The 21,227-nt window shown below is 63.7% G+C and carries 18 protein-coding genes and 2 tRNA genes; 16 read left to right on the forward strand and 4 right to left on the reverse strand.

All coding sequences use genetic code 11. From position 1 onward, the window contains the following. Positions 1-65 precede the first annotated feature (65 nt). The 6 genes from ACA027_RS18660 (at position 66) to ACA027_RS18685 (ending at position 5,440) form a co-directional block, all read left to right on the forward strand. The gene (locus ACA027_RS18660) at positions 66-1,184 is read left to right on the forward strand and encodes an FAD-dependent monooxygenase (RefSeq protein WP_370679684.1); all 1,119 of its coding nucleotides are present in this window, start codon (positions 66-68) and stop codon (positions 1,182-1,184) included. Positions 1,185-1,284: 100 nt separating this feature from the next. After that, a complete protein-coding gene (locus tag ACA027_RS18665; protein WP_370679685.1) occupies positions 1,285-1,998 on the forward strand; it encodes a DsbC family protein in 714 nt (237 codons plus the stop codon). Between the two features lie 93 nt (positions 1,999-2,091). Continuing rightward, on the forward strand, positions 2,092-4,032 hold the full coding sequence (locus ACA027_RS18670; RefSeq protein ID WP_370679686.1) for a M61 family metallopeptidase: 1,941 nt from the start codon (positions 2,092-2,094) through the stop codon (positions 4,030-4,032). 245 nt (positions 4,033-4,277) lie between these two features. Continuing rightward, entirely contained in the window at positions 4,278-5,057 is a 780-nt protein-coding gene (locus ACA027_RS18675; RefSeq protein ID WP_370679687.1) for an enoyl-CoA hydratase, read from the forward strand. Positions 5,058-5,083: 26 nt separating this feature from the next. Continuing rightward, a tRNA-Met gene (locus ACA027_RS18680) sits at positions 5,084-5,160 on the forward strand. A 203-nt stretch (positions 5,161-5,363) separates the two neighbouring features. After that, positions 5,364-5,440: transfer RNA gene (locus ACA027_RS18685), tRNA-Met, on the forward strand. A gap of 84 nt (positions 5,441-5,524) precedes the next feature. Here the strand turns inward: ACA027_RS18685 and ACA027_RS18690 are convergent. Genes ACA027_RS18690 through ACA027_RS18700 form a run of 3 tightly spaced genes read right to left on the reverse strand, consistent with a single transcriptional unit; the run spans position 5,525 to position 6,998 of the window. Further along, positions 5,525-5,956, reverse strand: a complete 432-nt coding sequence (locus tag ACA027_RS18690) for a carboxymuconolactone decarboxylase family protein (RefSeq protein ID WP_370679688.1) — start codon at positions 5,954-5,956, stop codon at positions 5,525-5,527. Continuing rightward, positions 5,953-6,555, reverse strand: coding sequence for an FMN-dependent NADH-azoreductase (locus tag ACA027_RS18695; protein ID WP_370679689.1), 603 nt, complete (start codon positions 6,553-6,555; stop codon positions 5,953-5,955). Before ACA027_RS18695 ends, ACA027_RS18690 begins: the two co-directional genes overlap by 4 nt. An 11-nt stretch (positions 6,556-6,566) precedes the next feature. Next, the gene (locus ACA027_RS18700; RefSeq protein ID WP_370679690.1) at positions 6,567-6,998 is read right to left on the reverse strand and encodes a GNAT family N-acetyltransferase; all 432 of its coding nucleotides are present in this window, start codon (positions 6,996-6,998) and stop codon (positions 6,567-6,569) included. A gap of 98 nt (positions 6,999-7,096) precedes the next feature. Here ACA027_RS18700 and ACA027_RS18705 point away from each other — a divergent pair, with 98 nt between their 5' ends. The 4 genes from ACA027_RS18705 to ddlA all read left to right on the forward strand — a co-directional run bounded on the left by ACA027_RS18705 (position 7,097) and on the right by ddlA (position 11,087). Then, positions 7,097-8,524: a PLP-dependent aminotransferase family protein gene (locus ACA027_RS18705; RefSeq protein ID WP_370679691.1), complete on the forward strand. Its 1,428-nt coding sequence runs from the start codon at positions 7,097-7,099 to the stop codon at positions 8,522-8,524. 344 nt (positions 8,525-8,868) lie between these two features. Further along, the gene (gene flhD, locus ACA027_RS18710; RefSeq protein ID WP_370679692.1) at positions 8,869-9,195 is read left to right on the forward strand and encodes a flagellar transcriptional regulator FlhD; all 327 of its coding nucleotides are present in this window, start codon (positions 8,869-8,871) and stop codon (positions 9,193-9,195) included. A gap of 34 nt (positions 9,196-9,229) precedes the next feature. Next, the gene (gene flhC, locus ACA027_RS18715) at positions 9,230-9,772 is read left to right on the forward strand and encodes a flagellar transcriptional regulator FlhC (RefSeq protein ID WP_370679693.1); all 543 of its coding nucleotides are present in this window, start codon (positions 9,230-9,232) and stop codon (positions 9,770-9,772) included. A gap of 223 nt (positions 9,773-9,995) precedes the next feature. Beyond that, positions 9,996-11,087 (forward strand): D-alanine--D-alanine ligase, encoded by a 1,092-nt coding sequence (gene ddlA / locus ACA027_RS18720; protein WP_370679694.1) that lies wholly within the window; start codon positions 9,996-9,998, stop codon positions 11,085-11,087. Between the two features lie 194 nt (positions 11,088-11,281). On the opposite strand, the gene ffh is transcribed toward ddlA, so the two are convergent. After that, positions 11,282-12,676 (reverse strand): signal recognition particle protein, encoded by a 1,395-nt coding sequence (gene ffh, locus ACA027_RS18725; protein ID WP_370679695.1) that lies wholly within the window; start codon positions 12,674-12,676, stop codon positions 11,282-11,284. Between the two features lie 354 nt (positions 12,677-13,030). On the opposite strand from ffh, the gene ACA027_RS18730 reads away from it, so the two are divergent. The 6 genes from ACA027_RS18730 (at position 13,031) to ACA027_RS18755 (ending at position 21,060) form a co-directional block, all read left to right on the forward strand. Continuing rightward, positions 13,031-13,828: an inner membrane protein YpjD gene (locus ACA027_RS18730; RefSeq protein ID WP_370679696.1), complete on the forward strand. Its 798-nt coding sequence runs from the start codon at positions 13,031-13,033 to the stop codon at positions 13,826-13,828. Further along, positions 13,825-14,061, forward strand: a complete 237-nt coding sequence (locus ACA027_RS18735; protein ID WP_370679697.1) for a PP0621 family protein — start codon at positions 13,825-13,827, stop codon at positions 14,059-14,061. The genes ACA027_RS18730 and ACA027_RS18735 overlap by 4 nt, the downstream gene beginning before the upstream one ends. Positions 14,062-14,147: 86 nt before the next feature. Next, entirely contained in the window at positions 14,148-15,638 is a 1,491-nt protein-coding gene (locus ACA027_RS18740) for a sigma-54-dependent transcriptional regulator (RefSeq protein ID WP_370679698.1), read from the forward strand. Further along, positions 15,628-16,221: a 1,6-anhydro-N-acetylmuramyl-L-alanine amidase AmpD gene (gene ampD, locus ACA027_RS18745; protein ID WP_370679699.1), complete on the forward strand. Its 594-nt coding sequence runs from the start codon at positions 15,628-15,630 to the stop codon at positions 16,219-16,221. The genes ACA027_RS18740 and ampD overlap by 11 nt, the downstream gene beginning before the upstream one ends. A 557-nt stretch (positions 16,222-16,778) precedes the next feature. After that, complete coding sequence (locus ACA027_RS18750) at positions 16,779-19,670, forward strand: ribonucleoside-diphosphate reductase subunit alpha (protein WP_370679700.1); 2,892 nt, start codon at positions 16,779-16,781, stop codon at positions 19,668-19,670. A 298-nt stretch (positions 19,671-19,968) separates the two neighbouring features. Continuing rightward, on the forward strand, positions 19,969-21,060 hold the full coding sequence (locus ACA027_RS18755) for a ribonucleotide-diphosphate reductase subunit beta (protein WP_370679701.1): 1,092 nt from the start codon (positions 19,969-19,971) through the stop codon (positions 21,058-21,060). Positions 21,061-21,227 lie beyond the last annotated feature (167 nt).

A 21,227-nucleotide genomic window follows, 5' to 3' on the forward strand; every position in this document is an offset into this window, starting at 1 on the left:
TCGCCAGCGATTGGAACATGGCCCGCGCTTTCGAGCGTGCTGGCGCGCCTCCTACAATGCAGGCCATGGCGCAAACCTTTGACGTATGTATCCGTGGGGCCGGCATTGTGGGCCGCACCCTGGCCCTGCTTTTGGCCCGCGAGCGACTGCGCGTGGCCCTGGTCGCAAGCCCGCAAGCCGCTGATGTGCCGCGCGATGTGCGCGCCTACGCGCTCAACACCGGCTCCAAGCAACTGCTGGAGTCGCTGCGCGTCTGGCCCGATCCCGACCACGCCACGGCCCTGCGCCACATGGAAGTGTTTGGCGACGAAGGCGGCTGCGTGCACTTTGATGCCGGCGCCCAGGCCGTGGAAGCCCTGGGCTGGATTGTGGATGTGCCCGCACTGGAAAACCGCTTGAGTGAAGCCGTGCGCTACCAGCCCCTGGTGGAAGTGGTGGCCAGCCCGGTGGACGCCCCGCTCACAGCCATCTGCGAAGGCCGGGCCAGCAGCACGCGCAGCGAGTTCGGCGTGGAATTCGACACCACCCCCTATCCCCAGCATGCCCTGGCCACCCGCCTGACTTGCGAGCACCCGCACGGCCAGGTGGCACGGCAGTGGTTCAGCGCCGACGGCATTCTGGCCTTTTTGCCCCTGGATGGCCCCGAGGGCCGCAGCGTGGCCGTGGTCTGGTCCACCGTCCCCGAACAGGCCCAGCAATGGAAAGAGGCCGAACCCGAGGCCTTTGCCAGCAAGCTGCAGGAACTCAGCCACTACGCCCTGGGCACGCTTGCGCTGCAAGGCCCGCGCCTGAGCTGGCCGCTGCAGCAGGCCGTGGCCCAGCGCTGGTGTGGCCAGCGACCCGATGGCAGCGGCCACTGGGTGCTGGCCGGCGATGCCGCCCACAATGTCCACCCCCTGGCCGGTCAGGGCCTGAACCTGGGCCTGGCCGATGTGCAGGCCCTGGCACGCATTCTGCAAGCCCGTGACAGCTGGCGCAGCACCGGCGATGTGAAGCTGCTGCGCCAGTACGAACGCGAGCGCAAGGCCGGCCTGGCTCCCATGGGCCTAGCCATGGATGGGCTGCAACAGCTGTTCAGCCGCCCCGAGGCGCCGCTGCAGGCCTTGCGCAACTGGGGCATGCTGGCCTTTGAACGCAGCGGACCGCTGAAGGATTGGATGGCCCGCCAGGCCATGGGCCTGTAGGCCCTCCCACAAGCAGCACAGCGCCCGGGCGCGATCCCGGGAACCTTTGCCGCTGTCCGCCCCCTAAGTTCCAGTTTTTGCTTTTTTAACGGTTGTATTCATGAAACTGATTTCCTCCGCCCTGCTGGCCGCCGCCGCACTCACTTTCGGCTTCGCTGCGCATGCCCAGGATGCCAATCTGAAGAAGACCCTGATCGAGCGCATTCCGCAGCTGGAAAAGATCGACGAAATCCGCAGCACCCCCATGCCCGGGCTGTACGAGGTGCGCGTGGGCACCGACCTGTTCTATTCCGACGCCAAGGGCAACTACCTGATCCAGGGCGAGCTGATCGACACCAAGGCCCGCCGCAATCTGACCGAGGACCGCATCACCAAGCTGACCGAGGTGCAGTTCAAGGATCTGCCGCTGCAGGACGCCATCACCATCGTCCACGGCAAGGGCGAGCGCAAGATAGCCGTGTTTGAAGACCCGAACTGCGGCTATTGCAAGCGCTTTGAAAAAGACATGCAAAAGGTGGACAACGTCACCGTCTACCTGTTTCTCTACCCCATCCTGAGCCCGGATTCTGCCGAGAAGTCGCGCAACATCTGGTGCGCCAAGGACAAGGCAGCTGCCTGGCATGACATGATGCTGCGCGACAAGGCCCCGGCCTCGGTCAGCTGCGATGTGACCGCCCTGCAGCGCAACCTGGCCCTGGGTAAAAAGCACAAGATCACCGGCACCCCCACCTTGATCTTTGAAGACAACAGCCGCGTGCCCGGCGCCATTTCCTCCGCCGAGGTGGAAAAACACCTGAACGCAGCCAAGCGCTGATATCCACCGGGGCCTGCCAGAACTGCAGGCCCCTGTTCTTTGTGCGGCGTGGCCGCTGTGGCACGCTGCAAACCTTGTTGCACCACTGCCGCCATGCCCACACCACAATCCAAGCACAACCCCAGCCCCACCCGCTCTGCTGCCGAATCCGCAGCACTGCCAATCAAGGCCGCGGCCTCCGGCACCGCCTTGGCCGGTGCGCCCCACGCCCCGCTGCACTATCGGGTGGAGCCGCTGGACCTGCATGCCCATTTGTTCGCCGTGCGCCTGCGCATTGCCGCGCCCCAGGCGGGCCAGCAGCTGTCGCTGCCGGTGTGGATTCCGGGCAGCTATCTGGTGCGCGAATTCGCCAAAAACCTGCAGGGGCTGACGGCCAAGCAAGGCCGCAAGACCATCGCCGTGCAGCAACTGGACAAGCAGCGCTGGCAACTCGACTGCCAGGCCGACCAGCCGGTGGAGCTGCAGTGGCAGGTCTGCGCCTACGACCACTCGGTGCGCACGGCCTGGCTGGACCCGCAACGTGGTTTTTTCAACGGCACCAGCCTGCTGCTGCGCGTGCATGGCCAGGAGCGTGCCCCGCATGCACTGGAAATCGCCCGCAGCGCCGCCACCCAGGACTGGCAACTGGCCACGGGCCTGACAGCCCATGCCGTGGATGCCCAGGGCTTTGGCCATTACCTGGCTGCCGACTATGACGAGCTGGTGGACTGCCCGGTGGAAATGGGGCACTTTTGGAGCGGCCATTTCACCGCCTGCGGCGTGCCCCATCGCTTTGTGGTGGCCGGCGCGCCCGCCAGCTTTGACGGCGAACGCCTGCTGCGCGACACCAAGACCATTTGCGAAGAGGAAATCCGCTTCTGGCATGGCAAGGGCAAAAAGCCTCCCCACCGCAGCTATGTCTTCATGCTCAACGCCACCGACGACAACTACGGTGGCCTGGAGCACCGCAACTCCACGGCCCTGATCTGCGGCCGCCGCGACCTACCCCAGCGCAGCGGCTGGGGTAGCGACAAGGGCAATGACAAACAATCCGATGGCTATACCCAGCTGCTGGGCCTGATCAGCCACGAGTACTTTCACACCTGGAGCGTCAAGCGCCTGCGCCCGGCCGAGTTCGCGCGCTACGACTACGACGCCGAAAACTACACCCAGCTGCTGTGGTTTTTTGAAGGTTTCACCAGCTACTACGACGACCTGCTGCTCCGCCGCGCCGGCCTGATCGACAACGCCCAGTACCTGGCCCTGCTGACCAAGACCATCAACCAGGTGCAGCAAACCCCGGGCCGCAAGGTGCAAAGCGTGGCCCAGTCGAGCTGGGATGCCTGGGTCAAGTACTACCGCCAGGACGAGAACACCGCCAACGCCACCGTCAGCTACTACACCAAGGGCGCCTTGGTGGCCCTGTGCCTGGACCTGGCGCTGCGCCGCGAAGGCCGTACCACGCTGGACCATGTGATGCGCGGCCTGTGGGCGCATTGCCATGGCGGCCCCATGAGCGAAGCCCATGTGCTGAGCGTGCTGGAAAGCCTGTCCGGCCGCAGCTGGCAGACCGAGCTTACGCAATGGGTGCACGGCAAGGACGAGCTGCCACTGGCCGAGCTGCTGGCCGCCCATGGCGTGAGCTTGCTGCCCGACCGTCCCGCCCTGGCCCAGCAACTGGGCCTGCGTGTGCAGGACGGCCACAGCGTGCAAATCAAGCTGGTGCTGCGCGGCGGCGCGGCCGAGCGCGCCGGCTTCATGGCCGGGGACGAGTGGCTGGGCCTGGAGCGTGACAACCAGGCGGGCGGCGAAGGCTGGCGCCTGGGCAAGTTGCAGGACCTGACGCTGTATGCCCGCCCGGGCGAAACTGTCACCGCCCTGGTGGCCCGTGACCGCCGCCTGCTGCGCCTGCCGCTGCAGCTTCCTTCCACAGAAAAACCCGCTGCCAAGCGCTCCAGCAAAGCACTAGTAGCACCCAAAAGCGAAGCGCCCGCCAACGTCAAACTGACGGTGCAGGATGTGGCCGTGGCCGCCAGCTGGCTGGCTGCGCAGTAAGAGCTGCTAACACGCCCCAGCAAACCGTAGGTTTGCGGTCGAGACGAGGCGTGAGGCCGTAGGCAGTACACCTAGTACGACAAGGCCGAGCAACGACGTATCGAGGGTTGTGTTAGCGGCTCTAAAGGGATGCGGCCAGGCCCAGGGTCTGGCCGTAGGTGACAGTACGGACCGGCGGCTTGGTTATAGTTTCCCTGTGTAAGAACGTGTTCTAAGCATCCATAACCACATCTCCGGAGATAGCCTTGGCCTACGAAAACATTGAAGTCCGCGTTGAAGCCGACAAAGTCGGCGTCATCACCCTGAACCGCCCCAAGCAGCTCAACGCCCTGAATGACCAGCTGATGGACGAGCTGGGCGCAGCGCTCAAGGCCCTCGAAGCGGACGAGAAGATCGGCTGCATGGTCATCACCGGCAGCGAAAAAGCCTTTGCCGCCGGCGCCGACATCAGCGTCATGGCCAAGTTCAGCTTTGCCGACGCCTACCGCGGTGACTTCATCACCCGCAACTGGGAAACCATTCGCTCCATCCGCAAGCCCGTGATTGCCGCCGTCAGCGGCTTTGCCCTGGGCGGTGGCTGCGAGCTGGCCATGATGTGCGACTTCATCATCGCCGCCGACAACGCCCGGTTCGGCCAGCCCGAGATCAAGCTGGGCGTGATCCCCGGCGCCGGTGGCACGCAGCGCCTGCCCCGCGCCATCGGCAAGGCCAAGGCCATGGACATGTGCCTGACGGCCCGCATGATGGACGCCACCGAGGCCGAGCGCAGCGGCCTGGTCAGCCGCGTGGTGCCCCTGGACAAGCTGATGGACGAAACCCTGGCCGCCGCCATCACCATCAGCGGCTTCTCGCAAATCACCGTGATGGCCGCCAAGGAGGCCGTGAACCGCGCCTACGAAGGCCAGCTGTCCGACGGCCTGATGTTCGAGCGTCGCCTGTTCCATTCCCTGTTCGCCACCCAGGACCAAAAGGAAGGCATGGACGCCTTTCTGAACAAGCGCCCCGCACAATTTACCAACCAGTGATTTTTGCGCTATAATTCCGCTTCTTAGGTCGTATAGCTCAGTTGGTTAGAGCGCAGCATTCATAATGCTGATGTCGAAGGTTCAAGTCCCTCTACGACCACCAGAACCGGAAACCGCAGTGTCTGCACAAGACACTGCGGTTTTTTTATGCCTTCGCACGGGCCTTGCGCAATGTCTCTTCAACCAGGGCTGCGCAATGGAACAGCGAAGATGCCGGCGCACAGCACGGCCCCTGCGCTGCCCCCACAAAAACCACCGGTGTTTTGTCCAAGCACCGCTTTTTTTCCTCTAGAATCTCGCTGCTTTGGTCGTATAGCTCAGTTGGTTAGAGCGCAGCATTCATAATGCTGATGTCGAAGGTTCAAGTCCCTCTACGACCACCACATACAAAAACCGCAGTGCCTGCAAAGACACTGCGGTTTTTTCTTGGGGACTGCCCAGCGACCGGGGCGGTCTTGCGACGGTGCTTACTGGCGCAGGCCTATGGCCAGGCGGTTGAAGGCACTCATCAGCGCCACGGCAAAGCTCAGGTCCGAGATTTCCGTATCGCTGAAGTAGGTCTTCAGCGGCGCAAAGTCGGCATCGGGCGCATGGGTCTGGGCCACATCCACCAGTGATTCGGTCCAGGCCAGGGCCGCACGCTCGCGCGCATCAAACAAACTGCTCACGCGCCAGCCGGCCAGGCTGTCGATCTTGGCGTTGGCCATGCCGTCTGCGCGCAAGGCCTTGGCATGCATCTCCAGGCAAAAGGCACAGCCATTGATTTGCGAAACGCGCAGATACACCAGCTCCACCAGGGGCTTGCCCAGCGTGCTGTGCTCCAGCGCGTTCTTGGTGGCGATAAAGCCTTGGTAAGCCTCGGCAGAGAGGCTGTGGTAGGGCAGGCGAAGAGTGCTCATGAACATGCTCCAGTCAAAGAAAAAGACCCCAGCCACGCCAGGAGCGCCTGCTGCGCGGGCTCCAGCCTGTCGGCGGCCAGCGGCCAGCCAGGGAGGTAAACAAACTGCAGCTGCTGCATGCCCAACAGGGACAGCGCAAAGCGCAGATAGGGCGTCAAAAAATCGGGCTGCCACGCGTCCTCACCGGCCACCGCGCTGCCCGAGCGCACCAGCACCAGTGCAGGACGGTCCCGCAGCAAGCTCTTCTTGCCCTGGGGCGTGCTGTGAAAGCTGCGTCCGTTGCGCACCACATAGTCCAGCCAGAGCTTGAGCGATGCAGGCACCGTGCAGTTGTACATGGGCGTGCTGATCAGCAGCGCGTCGCAGGCCTCCAGCTCGGCAATCAAGTGCTCGGAGAGGGCAAAGGCCGGGTCACTGCCCGGCGCCGCTGCCGTGAGTGCCTGGGCATAGTGTGCAGAAATCGGTGGCAGCGGCTCCTGCGCCAGGCTGCGGCTCGCAATGCGCAGCCCCTCCCGATCACCCAGGGCCGCCAGCACCTGCTGCGGGCCCAAAGCATTCACTCCAAAGGGGCTGCAGTCCAGAAAAAGAAGCTGTGACATCGTGGCCATGCTCACAGCACCTGGCAGAAATGCATGCCCTTGGACAACATTCCTTGGCGAAAGTAAAACCGCTGCGCCAGGGCATTGCCCAGACCGGTGTCGAGCACAAAGTGGGCACAGCCCTGCTGCCTGGCCATTTCCTGCATGGCTGCCATCAGCTGGGCACCTACGCCCTGGTTGCGGGAGAGGTCGGCCGTCACCAAATCGTCCAGGTAGAGAAAGCGCCCATACAGCAGATTCTCCTGCAGGCGATAACCCGCCAGCCCCAGCACCTGGTCTTCCTGCCACGCAGCCAGCAGGCGATAGCCCTGCGAGGCCTGGCGACGGGCCTGCGCCGCAAAGGCCACCGCATCGCCGAGGTGCGGACGCAGTGCCTGCATGGTGGCAAAACCGGCCTGGTAGTCCGCATCGCTGTGGAGGTGGCGCAATGTCAAAGTCTGCATCGCAGTTGCTGTCTTGTTTGCTGTCATGGCATTCACTATAAAAAACGGATGCCCCATCGCAAAGGTGCAAGAATGCATTGAATGACTAGGACATCTCTATGGACCTGCAGCAGCTAGCCTTCGCCCCCTTGCGCGGGCAAGAAATTCCCATGTACCTGCAGCTGCACCATCGCTACCGCGATGCCATCACCAGCGGCCAGCTGCAGCCGGGTGACCGCGTGCCCTCGGTGCGCAGCCTGGCCAGCGAGCTGAATCTGGCGCGTGGCACCGTGGAGCTGGCCTATCAGATGCTGACCAGCGAGGGCTATCTGCAGGCGCGTGGCCCTGCTGGCTGCTTTGTGTCTCCCAGCTTGGGGGCTTTTTCCAGCCCCAGCCCCTTGCATGCCAGCGCCCACGCACCACAGGCTTTGCACCGCCTGACCGCCGCCAGCGCGACCAGGCCCTTGCAACTGGGGCTGCCGGCGCTGGATGCCTTTCCCCGCAAGACCTGGACACGTTTGCTCAGCCGCAATGCGCGCAGCCTCGACCTGGCCGGCATGGCCTACCCTGACCCGGCGGGCCATGCACGCCTTCGGCAGGCCATTGCCACCTACCTGGGCATTGCGCGCGGCATTGCGTGCGCGCCGGAGCAGGTGTTTGTCACGGCCGGCTACCGAGGCGCGCTGGAGCTGATCTGCCGCACGCTGCTGCACACTGGCGACACGGGGTGGTTGGAGGAGCCCGGCTACCTTTTTGCCCGGCAGTTTCTGCAGCGGGCCGGCATGCAGCTGGCAGCGGTGCCCGTGGATGCAGAAGGACTGAACGTGGCCCAGGGCCTGCGACTGGCACCCCAGGCCAGGTTTGCCGTGCTCACGCCCACGCACCAAAGCCCCATGGGCATGGCCTTGTCGCTGCCACGGCGACTGGAGCTGCTGGAATGGGCCAGGCAGCGCCAGGCCTGGATTATTGAAGACGATTACGACAGCGAATTCCGCTACCACGGCCGCCCTCTGCCCGCACTCAAAAGCCTGGACCACCACGGCCATGTGCTCTACAGCGGCACCTTCAGCAAGGTGCTTTTCCCCGGGCTGCGGCTGGCCTATCTGGTGGTGCCCACAGGGCAGATCAAGCACTTTCAAGATGCCGCACAGCATCTGCCCGGACCGGGCGCACTGTTGCAGCAGGCCACGGTGGCGGATTTCATGGAGCAAGGCCACTTTGCACGCCACCTGCGCAAGATGCGCGCCCTGTATGCCGTGCGGCGTGGCGATCTGGTGCAGGCGCTGGAGCAGGTGTTTGGCCCCTCCTTGCAGATACAGCCCCAGGCCGGTGGCATCCATGTGTTGGCCCGGCTGGCCCAAGAGGTGGACGGGCAGGCCTGGGCCGCCGCAGCCCAGGCCCAAGGCCTGGCGGTGCAAGCCCTGTCGGACTGGTGCCAGCACCCGCCCGCACAGGACGGGCTGCTGATGGGCTTCACCAATATCGCCAGCCCCCAGGCCGCCCAGGAACTGGCCCTGCGTCTGCACGATGCCCTCGCCCCGGCCTGATGCCGCCGCGCTAGCGCTCACACCGCACTCCAAGCCAAGCGGGGATGCGCCACAAACTGCGCATCCGCTTTTTTGCCGGGTATTTTGAACATTTATCTACGCTTTATCGCGCCCCGCCGCAGCTACAGTCTCTTCCGTCACCTCCACATAAAGCCCTGTCTTCATGTCAGAAGAAATCTGACAAGACGGGTGAGGAAACCAGACGCTGCGCACCGACGCACCCTGACTTCAGTTCCTTGCCAGGGTTTCGCACAATCCTTTCCAACAGATCGACACCAGCGCAAGACCGCGGCGATCTGCCTGGCCCACTTTTGTGGCTGGACTCCAAAGGAAAGGAACACCCAATGAACAACGACCAACTGCTCGCCGAGATCCGCGAAGCCAACCTCACCTATCTGATGCTGGCGCAGACGCTGATCCGCAAGGACAAGGCAGAAGCCGTATTCCGTCTGGGCCTCAACGAAGAAGCCTGCGACACCCTGGGTGCTCTTTCCGCCGCACAAGTGCTCAAGCTCTCCTCCCGCAACACGCTGCTGTGCAGCTTCCGTGTGGACGACGAGCTGGTCTGGAGCCTGCTGACCAACCACAGCAGCAACAAGATCGGCAACGAAGCCACCAACACGCTGCACGCCAACATCCTGATGGCCAGCCGCGTCTCCGAAGTGCTCTGATCCGCCTGCCGCAACACTGACACCGGAGAGAACAATGGCCACCACCGTCAAAAGCGTGCTGAACGAATCCAAACAGATCGAGCGCGCCGCCATGCTGATTCAGATGGGCGCCCGCATGCAGGTGCTGGAGTCGGAGACCACGCTGTCTTACGAACGCCTGATCCGCCTGTACAAGGAAATCGCCGGCAAGTCGCCGTCCAAGGGACAGCTGCCGTTTTCCACCGACTGGTTTCTGACCTGGCAAGAGAACATCCACAGCTCGCTGTTCCTGAACATCTACGAATACCTGTCCAAGGGCGTGGAGCTGGATGCGGTCGAGCAGCTGACCAAGGCCTATCGCCTGTACAGCGAACAGATCGAAGCCGCCGGCCTGGACCTGCTGCTGTCCTTCACCCGGGCCTGGCGTCTGGTGAAGTTTGTGGACGCCAATATGCTGACACGCACCAAATGCTCCAAGTGCACCGGCATGTTTGTGACCGAACCCTATGAAAATGCACGCCACTATGAATGTGGTCTGTGCACTCCGCCGGCCCGCGCCGGCAAGAGCAAAAGCGCCGGCGCGCTGATGCTGCACTAGTTCCCCTTTGGAAACCTCAACCCTTTCCGCTTCACACCGCCTGGTCGCAAGACCCGGCGGTTTTTTTATGCCCCATCCTGGTCTTTGATGGCATTCCCACATGCAGCGCTTGGACCGCCATCGCACTATTTTTTGAAGTGTTCTTTTTACATCCCATGCCTGACTCGGGCTTCGGGTGTTGCTTCAAAATCCACACATCACAACCACCCCGTTCTCTATCCGCATGAAGCCCAAAATCCGTGTTGCCCTGGTGTGTGGCGGTCAGTCCGCCGAGCATGAAGTCTCGTTGCAGTCGGCCCGCAACATCCTTGAGGCCCTGGACAAGGACCGCTTCGAAGCCATGCTGATCGGCATCGACAAACAAGGCCATTGGCATACGCAGCCGGCAGACGACTTTCTGCTCCATGCCAACGACCCGGCACAGATTGCGCTGGCGCCCAATACGGTGGAGCTGGCCCTGGTGCCGGGCCGGGCCGAGCAGCAACTGGTGGACATGCGGGCGCCCATGGCGGCGGTACTGGGGCAGATCGACGTGGTCTTTCCCATTGTTCACGGCACGCTGGGGGAAGACGGCTCGCTGCAAGGCCTGCTGCGTCTGGCCAACCTGCCTTTTGTGGGCTCGGACGTACTGGGCTCGGCCGTGTGCATGGACAAGGATGTGACCAAGCGCCTGCTGCGCGATGCCGGCCTGGACATGGCGCCTTTTGCCAGCTTTACCCGTTCCACCGCGCGCCATGCCGATTTCGACGCACTGAGCGCACAACTGGGCTTGCCGATGTTTGTCAAACCTGCCAACCAGGGCTCCTCGGTCGGCGTGAGCAAGGTGCGCAACCGCACAGAGTTCACCCAGGCCCTGGCGCTGGCGCTGCGCTTTGACCACAAGGCGCTGGTGGAGCAAGCCATTGCCGGGCGCGAAATCGAATGCGCCGTGCTGGGCAATGACGATGTGCTTCAGGCCAGCGTTTGCGGCGAGATCGTGGTGCACGACGATTTCTACGCCTACGACACCAAATACCTCAACGCCGACGGCGCCGCCGTGGTCGTGCCGGCCGACCTGCCCGCGGCCCTCCACGAGCGCATACGCCAGCTGGCGCTGCAGGCCTTTCAGGTGCTGGGCTGTGCCGGCCTGGCACGGGTGGATGTGTTTCTCACCCCCCAGGGCCGGGTGGTGGTCAACGAGGTCAACACCCTGCCCGGCTTCACCTCCATCAGCATGTACCCCAAGCTGTGGCAGGCCAGCGGCCTGGGCTATACGGCGCTGATCACCCGCTTGATTGAGCTGGCGCTGGAGCGCCATGTGCAGCATGCGCGTTGAAACGACCTCCCCCTGAGTCGCCTACGGCGCCTTCCCCAGAAATAGGGAGACCAGGGGGACGACAGCGGAGCGTAAGGGGCGGCGCAGCCGGCGTAGACCCTTGCTCGCTGTCTCTGAATTGGGTGCGCGCCAGAATGAGAAGATCATAAAAAAACGCCTCGCAATGCGAGGCGTTTTGCATGGGACCGTGGCGGTCAGAAGGGCAGCTTGGGCATGCCGCCACCGCCACCCATCATGCCCTTCATGGCTTTCATGCCACCCATTTTTTTCATCATCTTCATCAGGCCGCTGCCCTTCATCTTCTTCATCATGGTCTGCATCTGCTCAAACTCCTTGAGCAGGCGGTTGACCTCTTGCACCTGCACGCCGGCGCCGTCGGCAATGCGTTTTTTGCGGGTGGCCTTGATGATTTCGGGCTTTTTGCGCTCCTTGGCGGTCATGGAGCAGATGATGCCTTCCTTGCGCTTGATCTCGCGCTCGGCCTTGTCCATGTCCACGGCGCCGGCCTTGGCCGTCAATTCGGAAGGCAGCTTGTCCATCAGCTGCGACAGCCCGCCCATTTGCTTCATTTGCTGGATCTGGGCCAGGAAGTCGTTGAGGTCGAAACCGTCACCGCTCTTGACCTTTTCGGCCAGCTTTTGCGCGGCCTCCATGTCCACGCCCTTGGTGACCTGTTCCACCAGGGCCACGATGTCGCCCATGCCCAGCACACGCTGGGCGTGACGGTCGGCGTCAAAGACTTCCAGGCCGTCGATTTTTTCGGAGACACCGGCGAACTTGATGGGCGCGCCCGTGATCTGGCGCACCGACAGGGCCGCACCACCGCGCGAATCACCGTCCAACTTGGTCAGCACAATGCCCGTCAGCGGCAGCGCTTCCTTGAAGGCCTTGGCGGTGTTGATCGCATCCTGGCCCTGCATGGCATCCACCACGAACAGGGTTTCCACCGGCTTGAGCGTGGCGTGCAAGTCCTTGATTTCGGCCATCAACAGCTCGTCGATGGCCAGGCGGCCGGCCGTGTCCACCAGCAGCACGTCAAAGAAATGGCGCTTGGCATAGTCCAGCGCGGCCACGGCAATGTCGTGGGGCTTTTGGTCGGGCGTGGAGGGGAACCACTCCGCACCGGCCTGGGCCGTGACGGTCTTGAGCTGTTCGATGGCGGCGGGGCGGTAGACGTCGCCCGACACCGTCAGCACTTTTTTCTTGCGCTTTTCGATCAGATGCTTGGCCAATTTTGCCGTGGTGGTGGTTTTACCTGCACCTTGCAAGCCAGCCATGAGGATGATGGCGGGCGGCTGGGCATTCAGATTGATGTCGGCCACGCCCTCGCCCATGGTGGCGGACAGCTCTTTGTTGACGATGGAGACCAGCACCTGGCCGGGCTGCAGCGAAGCCAGCACCTCCTGGCCCAGCGCTTTTTCCTTGACGCGGGCGATGAAGTCGCGCACCACGGGCAGGGCCACGTCGGCTTCCAGCAAGGCCATGCGCACTTCGCGCAACATGTCCTGCACATTGGACTCGGTGATGCGGGCCTGGCCACGCATCTCCTTGACGAGTCGCGAGAGTTTGTCGGTGAGAGCGGATGCCATATCTGTCGATTCCAGGGAAATGGGGTGGATGGGTGCTGCACACCCTGCACCACGGGCCGGGCACTGCGCCCCTCAACAAGCCAGCGCGAAGAAGGTGGTCTTTGCATGCCCCCTCTGCAGGTCGCAATGCATGTCCACGGCCTGCGCCGGCCGGCAGCGCCAGCAAAGTTGTCAATTTTACATGGCCCACCCCCATGGGCTGCCGCTGCCGCCCGCATGCACCTACAGCGCGGCCCCGCCCTCGGCGGCAAACCCCTGCAGCGCAGGCCCATGCAAGCTTTTTTCAGCCGTATCTCTGATGCGGCCTTGCGCCAGCAGCACCGCACAGCCCCGGGCCGCCGCTATCATCCATGCATGGTTCCCACCCCTTTCTTCCTGCCTGGCGGCCTGCTGTCCCTGGCGGCCATGGTGGCCTACGCCGTCCCCACGCTGGGCATGCGCCGCCTCAGCCCTGTCCAGGCCCGCCTGGCCCTGCGCTGCGCCTGGGTGCTGCACGGCCTGACCCTGGCCGTCACCCTGTTGGCCAGCCCGGCGCATTTCGGCTTTGCCCCCGCCCTGTCCATCACCGCATGGCTGATGCTGACCGTGTACGCCGTCGAGCAGCAGCTGTTTCCGCAAATGCGGGCCCGCTGGGCATTGGCAGCATTGGGCGCCGCCAGTGTGGCCCTGGCCCTGGTGTTTCCGGGCCAGCCCATGCATGTGCAAGCCTCGGCCTGGCTGCCCCTGCACCTGGCCCTGGGCATTGCCTGCTACGGCTTGTTTGCCGCCGCCGTGGTGCATGCCACCTTGATGAGCCAGGCCGAGCAGCGCATGCGCCAGGGTGCGGAGTCCGACAGCGGCATGCCGCTGCTGTTGCTGGAGCGCCTGACGTTCCGCTTCGTCACCGCCGGCTTCATCTTGCTCACGGCCACCTTGCTGGCGGGCTGGCTATTTGGCGAACAGCTCTACGGCCGCAGCTGGCGCTGGAATCACAAGGAAGTGTTTTCCGTGCTGAGCTGGGGCGTGTTTGCCGTGCTGCTGCTGGGGCGCAAGCGCTTTGGCTGGCGCGGCCACCATGCCGTGCGCATGATTTACGCGGGCGCCCTGCTGCTGCTGCTGGCCTATGTGGGATCGCGCTTTGTGATGGAAGTGATGTTGCACCGCTTCGCATGAAATACCTGCTTGTGATCGCCGTGGTGGCGATCTTCTATCTGTACCTGAAAAAGCAGCGCACACCGCTGCGCCCGCCCCCCAAGGCCGGCCCGCCCCTGGCACCACCGCAGCCCATGCTGGCCTGCGCCCATTGCGGTCTGCACCTGCCCGCCCGCGATGCCCTGGTCGATGCTGCTGGCCAGCCCTATTGCAGCGAGGCCCACCGCCGCGCGGGCGCCCGCAGCGACAGCTAAGAACGTGTTCACGATCTAACCCCTGACCGCGGCCAGCCGACAGCCTGCGCTTCACGCGCCACAGCGATCGTGGTGTGATGCGGCGCATGCCCGCCACTGCCGCCACCCTCCTGGTCGTCGCTGACGACCCCGCCCTGCGTGTTTTGTATGAGCTGACCCTGCTGCGCGAGGGCTACCGCGTGGAAACCGCCACCAGCGTGAGCGACGCCAAGGAGCGGTTGGAAATCTGCCTCTTCGATGCGCTCATCACCGATATGCACCTGCCCGACGGCCTGGGCGCGCAGCTGCTGCACGGCCTGCGCACACAGCAGCGCAGCGAGCGCTGCATTCTGATTGCCAACCCTGGGGCGGCAGGCTGCGCGACCGCCAGCGAAGCACAGGCCCAGCACCCCCATGCCTTTGCTTGCCTGAGCCAACCCGTGGACCTCCAGCAGCTCCGCACCCTCATGGCCACGGCGGTGCGGAGCATGGACTGCATGGCCCCACCGCCCGCCCTCTTGCCTCGGCCCCTGCACCACTCGCCTGGCACCGACACCGGCACGGCCCAGCAGGCCCTTCAGCGCCTGACCGGCCTGTCGCCGGCCATGCAGCAGCTCCGGCAGCGCATACAAAAGGTGGCACCTGGCATGGCACCTGTGCTCATCCAGGGCGAATCAGGCACCGGCAAGGAGCTGGTGGCTCGCGCCCTGCATGCCTGCAGCCACCGCGCCAGCGGGGCCTGGGTGGCGGTGAACTGCGGAGCCATTCCCGAGCAATTGCTGGAGGCCGAATTCTTTGGCGTGCGCAAAGGCGCCTACACCGGCGCCACGGCCGACCGCGCCGGCTTCTTCCAAGCAGCCCACGGCGGCACCTTGTTCTTGGACGAGATTGGCGAGCTACCGCTGTCCATGCAGGCCAAGCTGCTGCGCGCCGTCCAGGAGCGCCGCGTGCGCCCGCTGGGGGCTCTGCTGGAAGAGGCCGTGGATGTGCGCCTGGTCAGCGCCACCCACCGTGCGCTGGCGGCCGACGTCCAGGCCGGTCTTTTTCGCCAGGACCTGTACTACCGGTTGAACGTGATCGAGCTGCAACTGGCCCCGCTGCGCGAGCGCCGCGAAGACCTGCAGCCGCTGTGCCAGGCCCTACTGGAGCGCATGGCCGCCGAGCAGCAGACTCCTGTGCCTGCGGCCCAGTTGCCGCCTTCGCTGCTCCAGCAATTGCAGCAGCACCCCTTGATGGGCAATGTGCGCGAGCTGGAAAACCTGCTGCACCGTGCCATGGCCCTGGGCGAAGACCTGCACTGCCCCGGTCTGCCCGCCCCTGCGGCCACGCCCCCCACGGCTCCTGCTTTGGCGGCCGGCACCGCCGCACCGCGCCAGGGCAAGGCCGAGCTGCCCCATCCGCTGCCCGAGAATTTGCAGGCCTGGCTGGATGATCAGGAGCGCCGCATCCTGCAGCACACCCTGTATCTGTATGGCTATAACCGCTCTGCCGCTGCGGCCCGTCTGGGCATCAGCCTGCGGCAGATGCGCTATCGTATAGCGCGACTCCACATCCCTTTGGTGCCCGAAGATGCGGGCCACCTCGCCCATGGACTTTGATGCCCCCCGGTGGCACGACGGCTGGCTGGCCGGCGTGCACCAGCTGCCCTCCCCCAATTTCGGCCCCCGCCCCACAGGCGCCCACATCGACTTGCTGGTGGTGCACTCCATCAGCCTGCCGCCGGGCCAGTACGGCACCGGCTGCGTGCAACAGCTGTTCACCAACCAGCTGGACTGGGACGCCCACCCCTACTTTCAGGGCATCCGCGGGCTGGAGGTGTCCTCGCATTTCTTCATAGAGCGCAGCGGCCAGGTCTGGCAGTTCGTCAGCGCCGATGCGCGGGCCTGGCATGCCGGCGCCTCCCGCTGGCGTGGCCGCGAGAACTGCAACGACGACTCCATCGGCGTAGAGCTCGAAGGCCTGGAAGGCCTGACATTTGAAGACCTCCAATACCAGGCGCTGCAACAGCTGTGCGAGGCCGTTGCCAGCCATTACCCGCTGCGCCATGTGGCCGGGCATGAGCATATCGCCCCGGGCCGCAAGCAAGACCCCGGCCCCGGTTTTGACTGGCCGCGCCTGCGCCGCCCGCTGGCACAGGCCCATCCGGACTGGGAGTTTCCGCCGGAGCACACCGCCACCTGAGCCCAGGCTTGCGCCGTGTGCCTGCACGCCGTGGTGTCTTTCACACTCCAATACCATAGCAGCCTTCGCTCTGACGGGGCTGAGTCCACATGGGTTTCTCGGTGCATTGCCGCGCAGCAAAGCGCCAGCGGCTCCTATTTTTGATAATCGCCAGCCCTGCGCACCAGCGCTAAAACCCAACAGCCTGTAACGTCAAGTCAGCCGCCATCCCATGCGGCCTGCATGCGACATGCCGCTGGCGACGACGGCTGGTAGAGCCAAGCACCACGGCGGCTGCCGCACGGAAATCCCCGTACATCCCGCAACAGGATTGGCTTGTGGCCGGCACAGCCGCATGCAAGCTGGCTTTGCGCGCAACCCGGGATTTTTCAGCGGCAAAAATCCGACAGAAATCTGGCACGGCAGCCGGGGGCACTCATCCACGGATGTACACTACCCCTAGTGTTTTCAGACACACAAAACACTACATCTAGCGTGCAACATCTTGTTGCAAATACCGCATACCGACGCAAGCGCCCGCAGCCGCCAGCCTTGCACTCCCATCTCCAGAGGACACCATGCAAAACGCATCGAACACCCTGTCTGACGCCCAGCCCACCACGGCCGCCGTGGCGCTCGAAACCTACCAGGTCATCCGCCGCAGTGGCGATGTCGTGCTTTTTGCCCCCCAGAAAATCGCCACCGCGGTCACCAAAGCCTTTTTGGCGGTGCGCGGCGCCCAAGGCGCTGCCTCGGCCAGCGTGCGCGAGACTGTTGACGAGCTGACACATACCGTCATCCGCGCCCTGGTGCGCTCGCGCCCGGGGGGCGGCACCTTCCACATCGAAGATATTCAAGACCATGTGGAGCTGAGCCTGATGCGCGGCGGCCACCAGGACGTGGCCCGCGCCTACGTGCTCTACCGTGAAGCCCGCCACCAGGAGCGCTTGGCCGCTCAGAAAAAGGCCGAGGAAGAAGCCGCAGCCGCTGCGGCCCCCAAGCATGTGCTGCATGTGACCGACAACGGCCAGCGCATTCCGCTGAACCAGGAACGCCTGCAAACCCTGTTCACCTCCGCCTGCCGCAACCTCAACCCCGACATCTCGGCCACGCCCATCCTGAGCGAGACCCTGCGCAATCTGTATGACGGCGTGCCGCTGGCCGAGGTCTACAAGGCCGCCATCCTGGCCGCGCGTACCCTGATCGAGACCGATCCCGACTACACCTATGTCACCGCCCGCCTGCTGCTGCACACCATCGTGCGCGAAGTACTGGGCCGCGACGTGCAGCCCGCCGACATGGATGCGGCCTATGCCGACTACTTCCCCGGCTTCATCGCCAAGGGCGTGGAAAACGAGCTGCTCAACCCCGAGCTGCTGACCTACGACCTGCCCCGTCTGGGCAAGGCACTGAAGGCCGAGCGCGACCAGCAGTTCGACTACCTGGGTCTGCAGACGCTGTATGACCGCTACTTCCTGCATGTGCGCAAGACGCGCATCGAGCTGCCCCAGTCCTTCTTCATGCGCGTGGCCATGGGCCTGGCGCTGAACGAAAGCGACCGCAACGCCCGCGCCATCGAGTTCTACGAGCTGCTGTCCTCGTTCGACTTCATGTCCTCCACCCCCACGCTGTTCAACAGCGGCACGCTGCGCTCGCAGCTGTCCAGCTGCTACCTGACCACCGTGGCAGACGACCTGGGCGGCATCTACGACGCCATCAAGGAAAACGCCCTGCTGTCCAAGTTTGCCGGCGGCCTGGGCAATGACTGGAGCCGTGTGCGCGCCCTGGGTGCCCGCATCAAGGGCACGAATGGCGAATCGCAGGGTGTGGTGCCCTTCCTGAAGGTGGTCAACGATACGGCCGTGGCCGTGAACCAGGGCGGCAAACGCAAGGGTGCGGTCTGCGCCTACCTGGAAACCTGGCACCTCGACATCGAAGAATTCCTGGAGCTGCGCAAGAACACCGGCGACGACCGCCGCCGCACCCACGACATGAACACGGCCAACTGGATTCCCGATCTGTTCATGCAGCGCGTGCTGGAAAAGGGCGACTGGACGCTGTTCTCGCCCTCCGATGTGCCCGAGCTGCACGATCTGTACGGCAAGGCATTCGAGAAGGCCTACACCGCCTATGAAGCCAAGGCCGCCAGCGGCGAGCTCAAGCTGTCCAAGCGCGTGCCGGCCACGGACCTGTGGCGCAAGATGCTGTCCATGCTGTTCGAGACCGGCCACCCCTGGATCACGTTCAAGGACCCTTGCAACATCCGCTCGCCCCAGCAGCATGTGGGCGTGGTGCACTCCTCCAATCTGTGCACCGAGATCACGCTGAACACCAGCGAGACCGAGACCGCCGTCTGCAACCTGGGCTCGGTGAACCTGGCACGCCACATCAGCAACGGCGCCATCGACCACACCAAGCTGCGCAAGACCATCACCACGGCCATGCGCATGCTGGACAACGTGATCGACATCAACTACTACGCCGTGGACAAGGCCCGCGACGCCAATATGCGCCACCGCCCCGTGGGCATGGGCATCATGGGCTTCCAGGACGCGCTGTATGAAATGCGCACGGCCTACGCCAGCCAGGCTGCGGTGGAGTTTGCCGACGCCTCCATGGAAGCCGTGTGCTACTACGCCTACTGGGCTTCGACCGAGCTGGCCAAGGAACGCGGCAGCTACTCCAGCTACCAGGGCTCGCTGTGGTCGCAAGGTATCTTGCCGCTGGACTCGCTGGAGCTGCTGGCCAAGGAGCGCGGTGGCAATCTGGAAGTCGACCGCACCGTGCGCCTGGACTGGGACGCTCTGCGCGCCAAGATCAAGGCCGACGGCATGCGCAACTCCAACTGCGTGGCCATTGCCCCCACCGCCACCATCTCCAACATCGTGGGTGTGGATGCATCCATCGAGCCCTCGTTCGGCAATCTGTCCGTGAAGTCCAATCTGTCGGGCGAATTCACCGTCATCAACCAGTTCCTGGTGCGTGACCTGAAGAAGCTGGGCCTGTGGGACGAGGTCATGGTCATGGACCTCAAGCATTTCGACGGTTCGCTGCGCCCCATCGAGCGCGTGCCCCACGACATCAAGCAGCTGTACGCCACCGCCTTCGAGGTGGAGCCGCAGTGGCTGGTGGAAGCCGCCAGCCGCCGCCAGAAGTGGATTGACCAGGCCCAGAGCCTGAACATCTACATGGCAGGCGCCTCGGGCAAGAAGCTGAACGACACCTATCTGCTGGCCTGGCAGCGTGGTCTCAAGACCACCTACTACCTGCGCACCATCAGCGCCACGCATGTGGAGAAATCCACCGTGCAAAGCCGTGTGTTGAATGCCGTGTCGGCCCATGCACCCGCCGCCATGAGCACCATGAGCGCACTGGAAAAAGCCGCTGCCACCGCCCGCGCCCAGCAGGCACCGGCAACGGACATCAAGTTCTGCGCCATCGACGATCCGGGCTGCGAGGCCTGCCAATAAAAGGCTTCACCCCCTGAGGCGCTTCGCGCCTTCCCCCTCTCTCTCGCTGCGCGAGGGAGGGGGACGCTACCAGCGCGGCGGGGCGGCCCTTGCGCGGTAGCCCTGGTACCGAGGGCGGCCGGCAAATCAAAGATTTTTGGTCCCAACAAGGTCGAGCACCTTCCGCGCCAGCGAAGCGACAACATCAAGGTTCAGGTTGTCAGCGGTCTGAAAAGCACCCGCTTTAGAGCCAGCGCAAAACGACAAATACATTGCAAGGCAGGATGCGACACGCACCTGTTTTCACCCGAGGAACACCATGCTGAATTTCGACGACGAAACCACCACCACTTCCAGCACTGCAGCCACCGGCGCCGCACCTGCTGGCAGCCAGCACCGCGTGAATGCGGCCGACAAGCGCATCATCAACGCCAAGACCGACGTCAACCAGCTGGTGCCCTTCAAGTACAAATGGGCCTGGGAAAAATACCTGGCCACCTGCGCCAACCACTGGATGCCGCAGGAAGTGAACATGACGCGCGACATCGCGCTCTGGAAAGACCCGAATGGCCTGACCGAAGACGAGCGCCGCATCGTCAAGCGCAATCTGGGCTTCTTCGTGACGGCCGATTCGTTGGCTGCGAACAACATCGTGCTGGGCACCTACCGCCACATCACCGCACCGGAATGCCGCCAGTTTCTGCTGCGCCAGGCCTTCGAAGAAGCCATCCACACCCATGCCTACCAGTACATCGTGGAGTCCATCGGACTGGATGAGAGCGAGATCTTCAACGCCTACAACGAGATCAAATCCATCCGCGACAAGGACGAGTTCCTGATCCCCTTCATCGAAGCGATCATGGACCCCCACTTCCACACCGGCACGCCCGAAACCGACCAGACCCTGCTCAAGAGCCTGATCGTTTTCGCCTGCCTGATGGAGGGCCTGTTTTTCTATGTGGGCTTCGCGCAAATCCTGGCACTGGGCCGCCAGAACAAGATGGTGGGCGCGGCCGAGCAGTACCAGTACATCCTGCGCGATGAGTCCATGCACTGCAATTTCGGCATCGACTTGATTAACCAGTTGAAGCTCGAGAATCCGCACCTGTGGACGGCCGAATTCAAGGAAGAAATCAATGCCCTGTTCCGCAAGGCCGTGGACCTGGAATATGCCTACGCAGAAGACACCATGCCACGCGGCGTGCTGGGCATGAATGCGTCGATGTTCAAGGGCTACCTGCGCTACATCGCCAATCGCCGGGCCACGCAAATCGGTTTGGAAGAGCTGTTCCCTGGCGAAGAAAACCCCTTCCCATGGATGAGCGAAATGATCGATTTGAAGAAAGAACGTAACTTCTTTGAGACACGCGTCATCGAGTATCAGTCCGGAGGGGCACTTTCTTGGGATTAATCCCTCCCCAAGTACTACAAGGGAATTCATAATGCGCCCCATGCCATCAGCAGCTTTGTTTGGTGGCATGGGGCGCTTTGTTGTGGTGCGTTGAAATCCTCCACAACGCACAGGGACCTGCTCAGCAAGCCAATAGCACAGGCGCTTTGTATAAACCAACGACGGAG

The organism is Comamonas sp. GB3 AK4-5, from assembly GCF_041320665.1.
Classification (GTDB): Bacteria; Pseudomonadota; Gammaproteobacteria; order Burkholderiales; family Burkholderiaceae_C; genus Comamonas.

Excerpts from the sequence above, each read along its gene's own strand:
- ACA027_RS18660 (WP_370679684.1), top strand. The coding sequence starts at position 66 with ATGGCGCAAACCTTTGACGTATGTATCCGTGGGGCCGGCATTGTGGGC.
- ACA027_RS18665 (WP_370679685.1), top strand. The coding sequence starts at position 1,285 with ATGAAACTGATTTCCTCCGCCCTGCTGGCCGCCGCCGCACTCACTTTC.
- ACA027_RS18670 (WP_370679686.1), top strand. The coding sequence starts at position 2,092 with ATGCCCACACCACAATCCAAGCACAACCCCAGCCCCACCCGCTCTGCT.
- ACA027_RS18690 (WP_370679688.1), bottom strand. The coding sequence starts at position 5,956 with ATGAGCACTCTTCGCCTGCCCTACCACAGCCTCTCTGCCGAGGCTTAC.
- ACA027_RS18695 (WP_370679689.1), bottom strand. The coding sequence starts at position 6,555 with ATGTCACAGCTTCTTTTTCTGGACTGCAGCCCCTTTGGAGTGAATGCT.
- ACA027_RS18700 (WP_370679690.1), bottom strand. The coding sequence starts at position 6,998 with ATGCAGACTTTGACATTGCGCCACCTCCACAGCGATGCGGACTACCAG.
- ACA027_RS18705 (WP_370679691.1), top strand. The coding sequence starts at position 7,097 with ATGGACCTGCAGCAGCTAGCCTTCGCCCCCTTGCGCGGGCAAGAAATT.
- flhD (WP_370679692.1), top strand. The coding sequence starts at position 8,869 with ATGAACAACGACCAACTGCTCGCCGAGATCCGCGAAGCCAACCTCACC.
- flhC (WP_370679693.1), top strand. The coding sequence starts at position 9,230 with ATGGCCACCACCGTCAAAAGCGTGCTGAACGAATCCAAACAGATCGAG.
- ddlA (WP_370679694.1), top strand. The coding sequence starts at position 9,996 with ATGAAGCCCAAAATCCGTGTTGCCCTGGTGTGTGGCGGTCAGTCCGCC.
- ffh (WP_370679695.1), bottom strand. The coding sequence starts at position 12,676 with ATGGCATCCGCTCTCACCGACAAACTCTCGCGACTCGTCAAGGAGATG.
- ACA027_RS18730 (WP_370679696.1), top strand. The coding sequence starts at position 13,031 with ATGGTTCCCACCCCTTTCTTCCTGCCTGGCGGCCTGCTGTCCCTGGCG.
- ACA027_RS18735 (WP_370679697.1), top strand. The coding sequence starts at position 13,825 with ATGAAATACCTGCTTGTGATCGCCGTGGTGGCGATCTTCTATCTGTAC.
- ACA027_RS18740 (WP_370679698.1), top strand. The coding sequence starts at position 14,148 with ATGCCCGCCACTGCCGCCACCCTCCTGGTCGTCGCTGACGACCCCGCC.
- ampD (WP_370679699.1), top strand. The coding sequence starts at position 15,628 with ATGGACTTTGATGCCCCCCGGTGGCACGACGGCTGGCTGGCCGGCGTG.
- ACA027_RS18750 (WP_370679700.1), top strand. The coding sequence starts at position 16,779 with ATGCAAAACGCATCGAACACCCTGTCTGACGCCCAGCCCACCACGGCC.
- ACA027_RS18755 (WP_370679701.1), top strand. The coding sequence starts at position 19,969 with ATGCTGAATTTCGACGACGAAACCACCACCACTTCCAGCACTGCAGCC.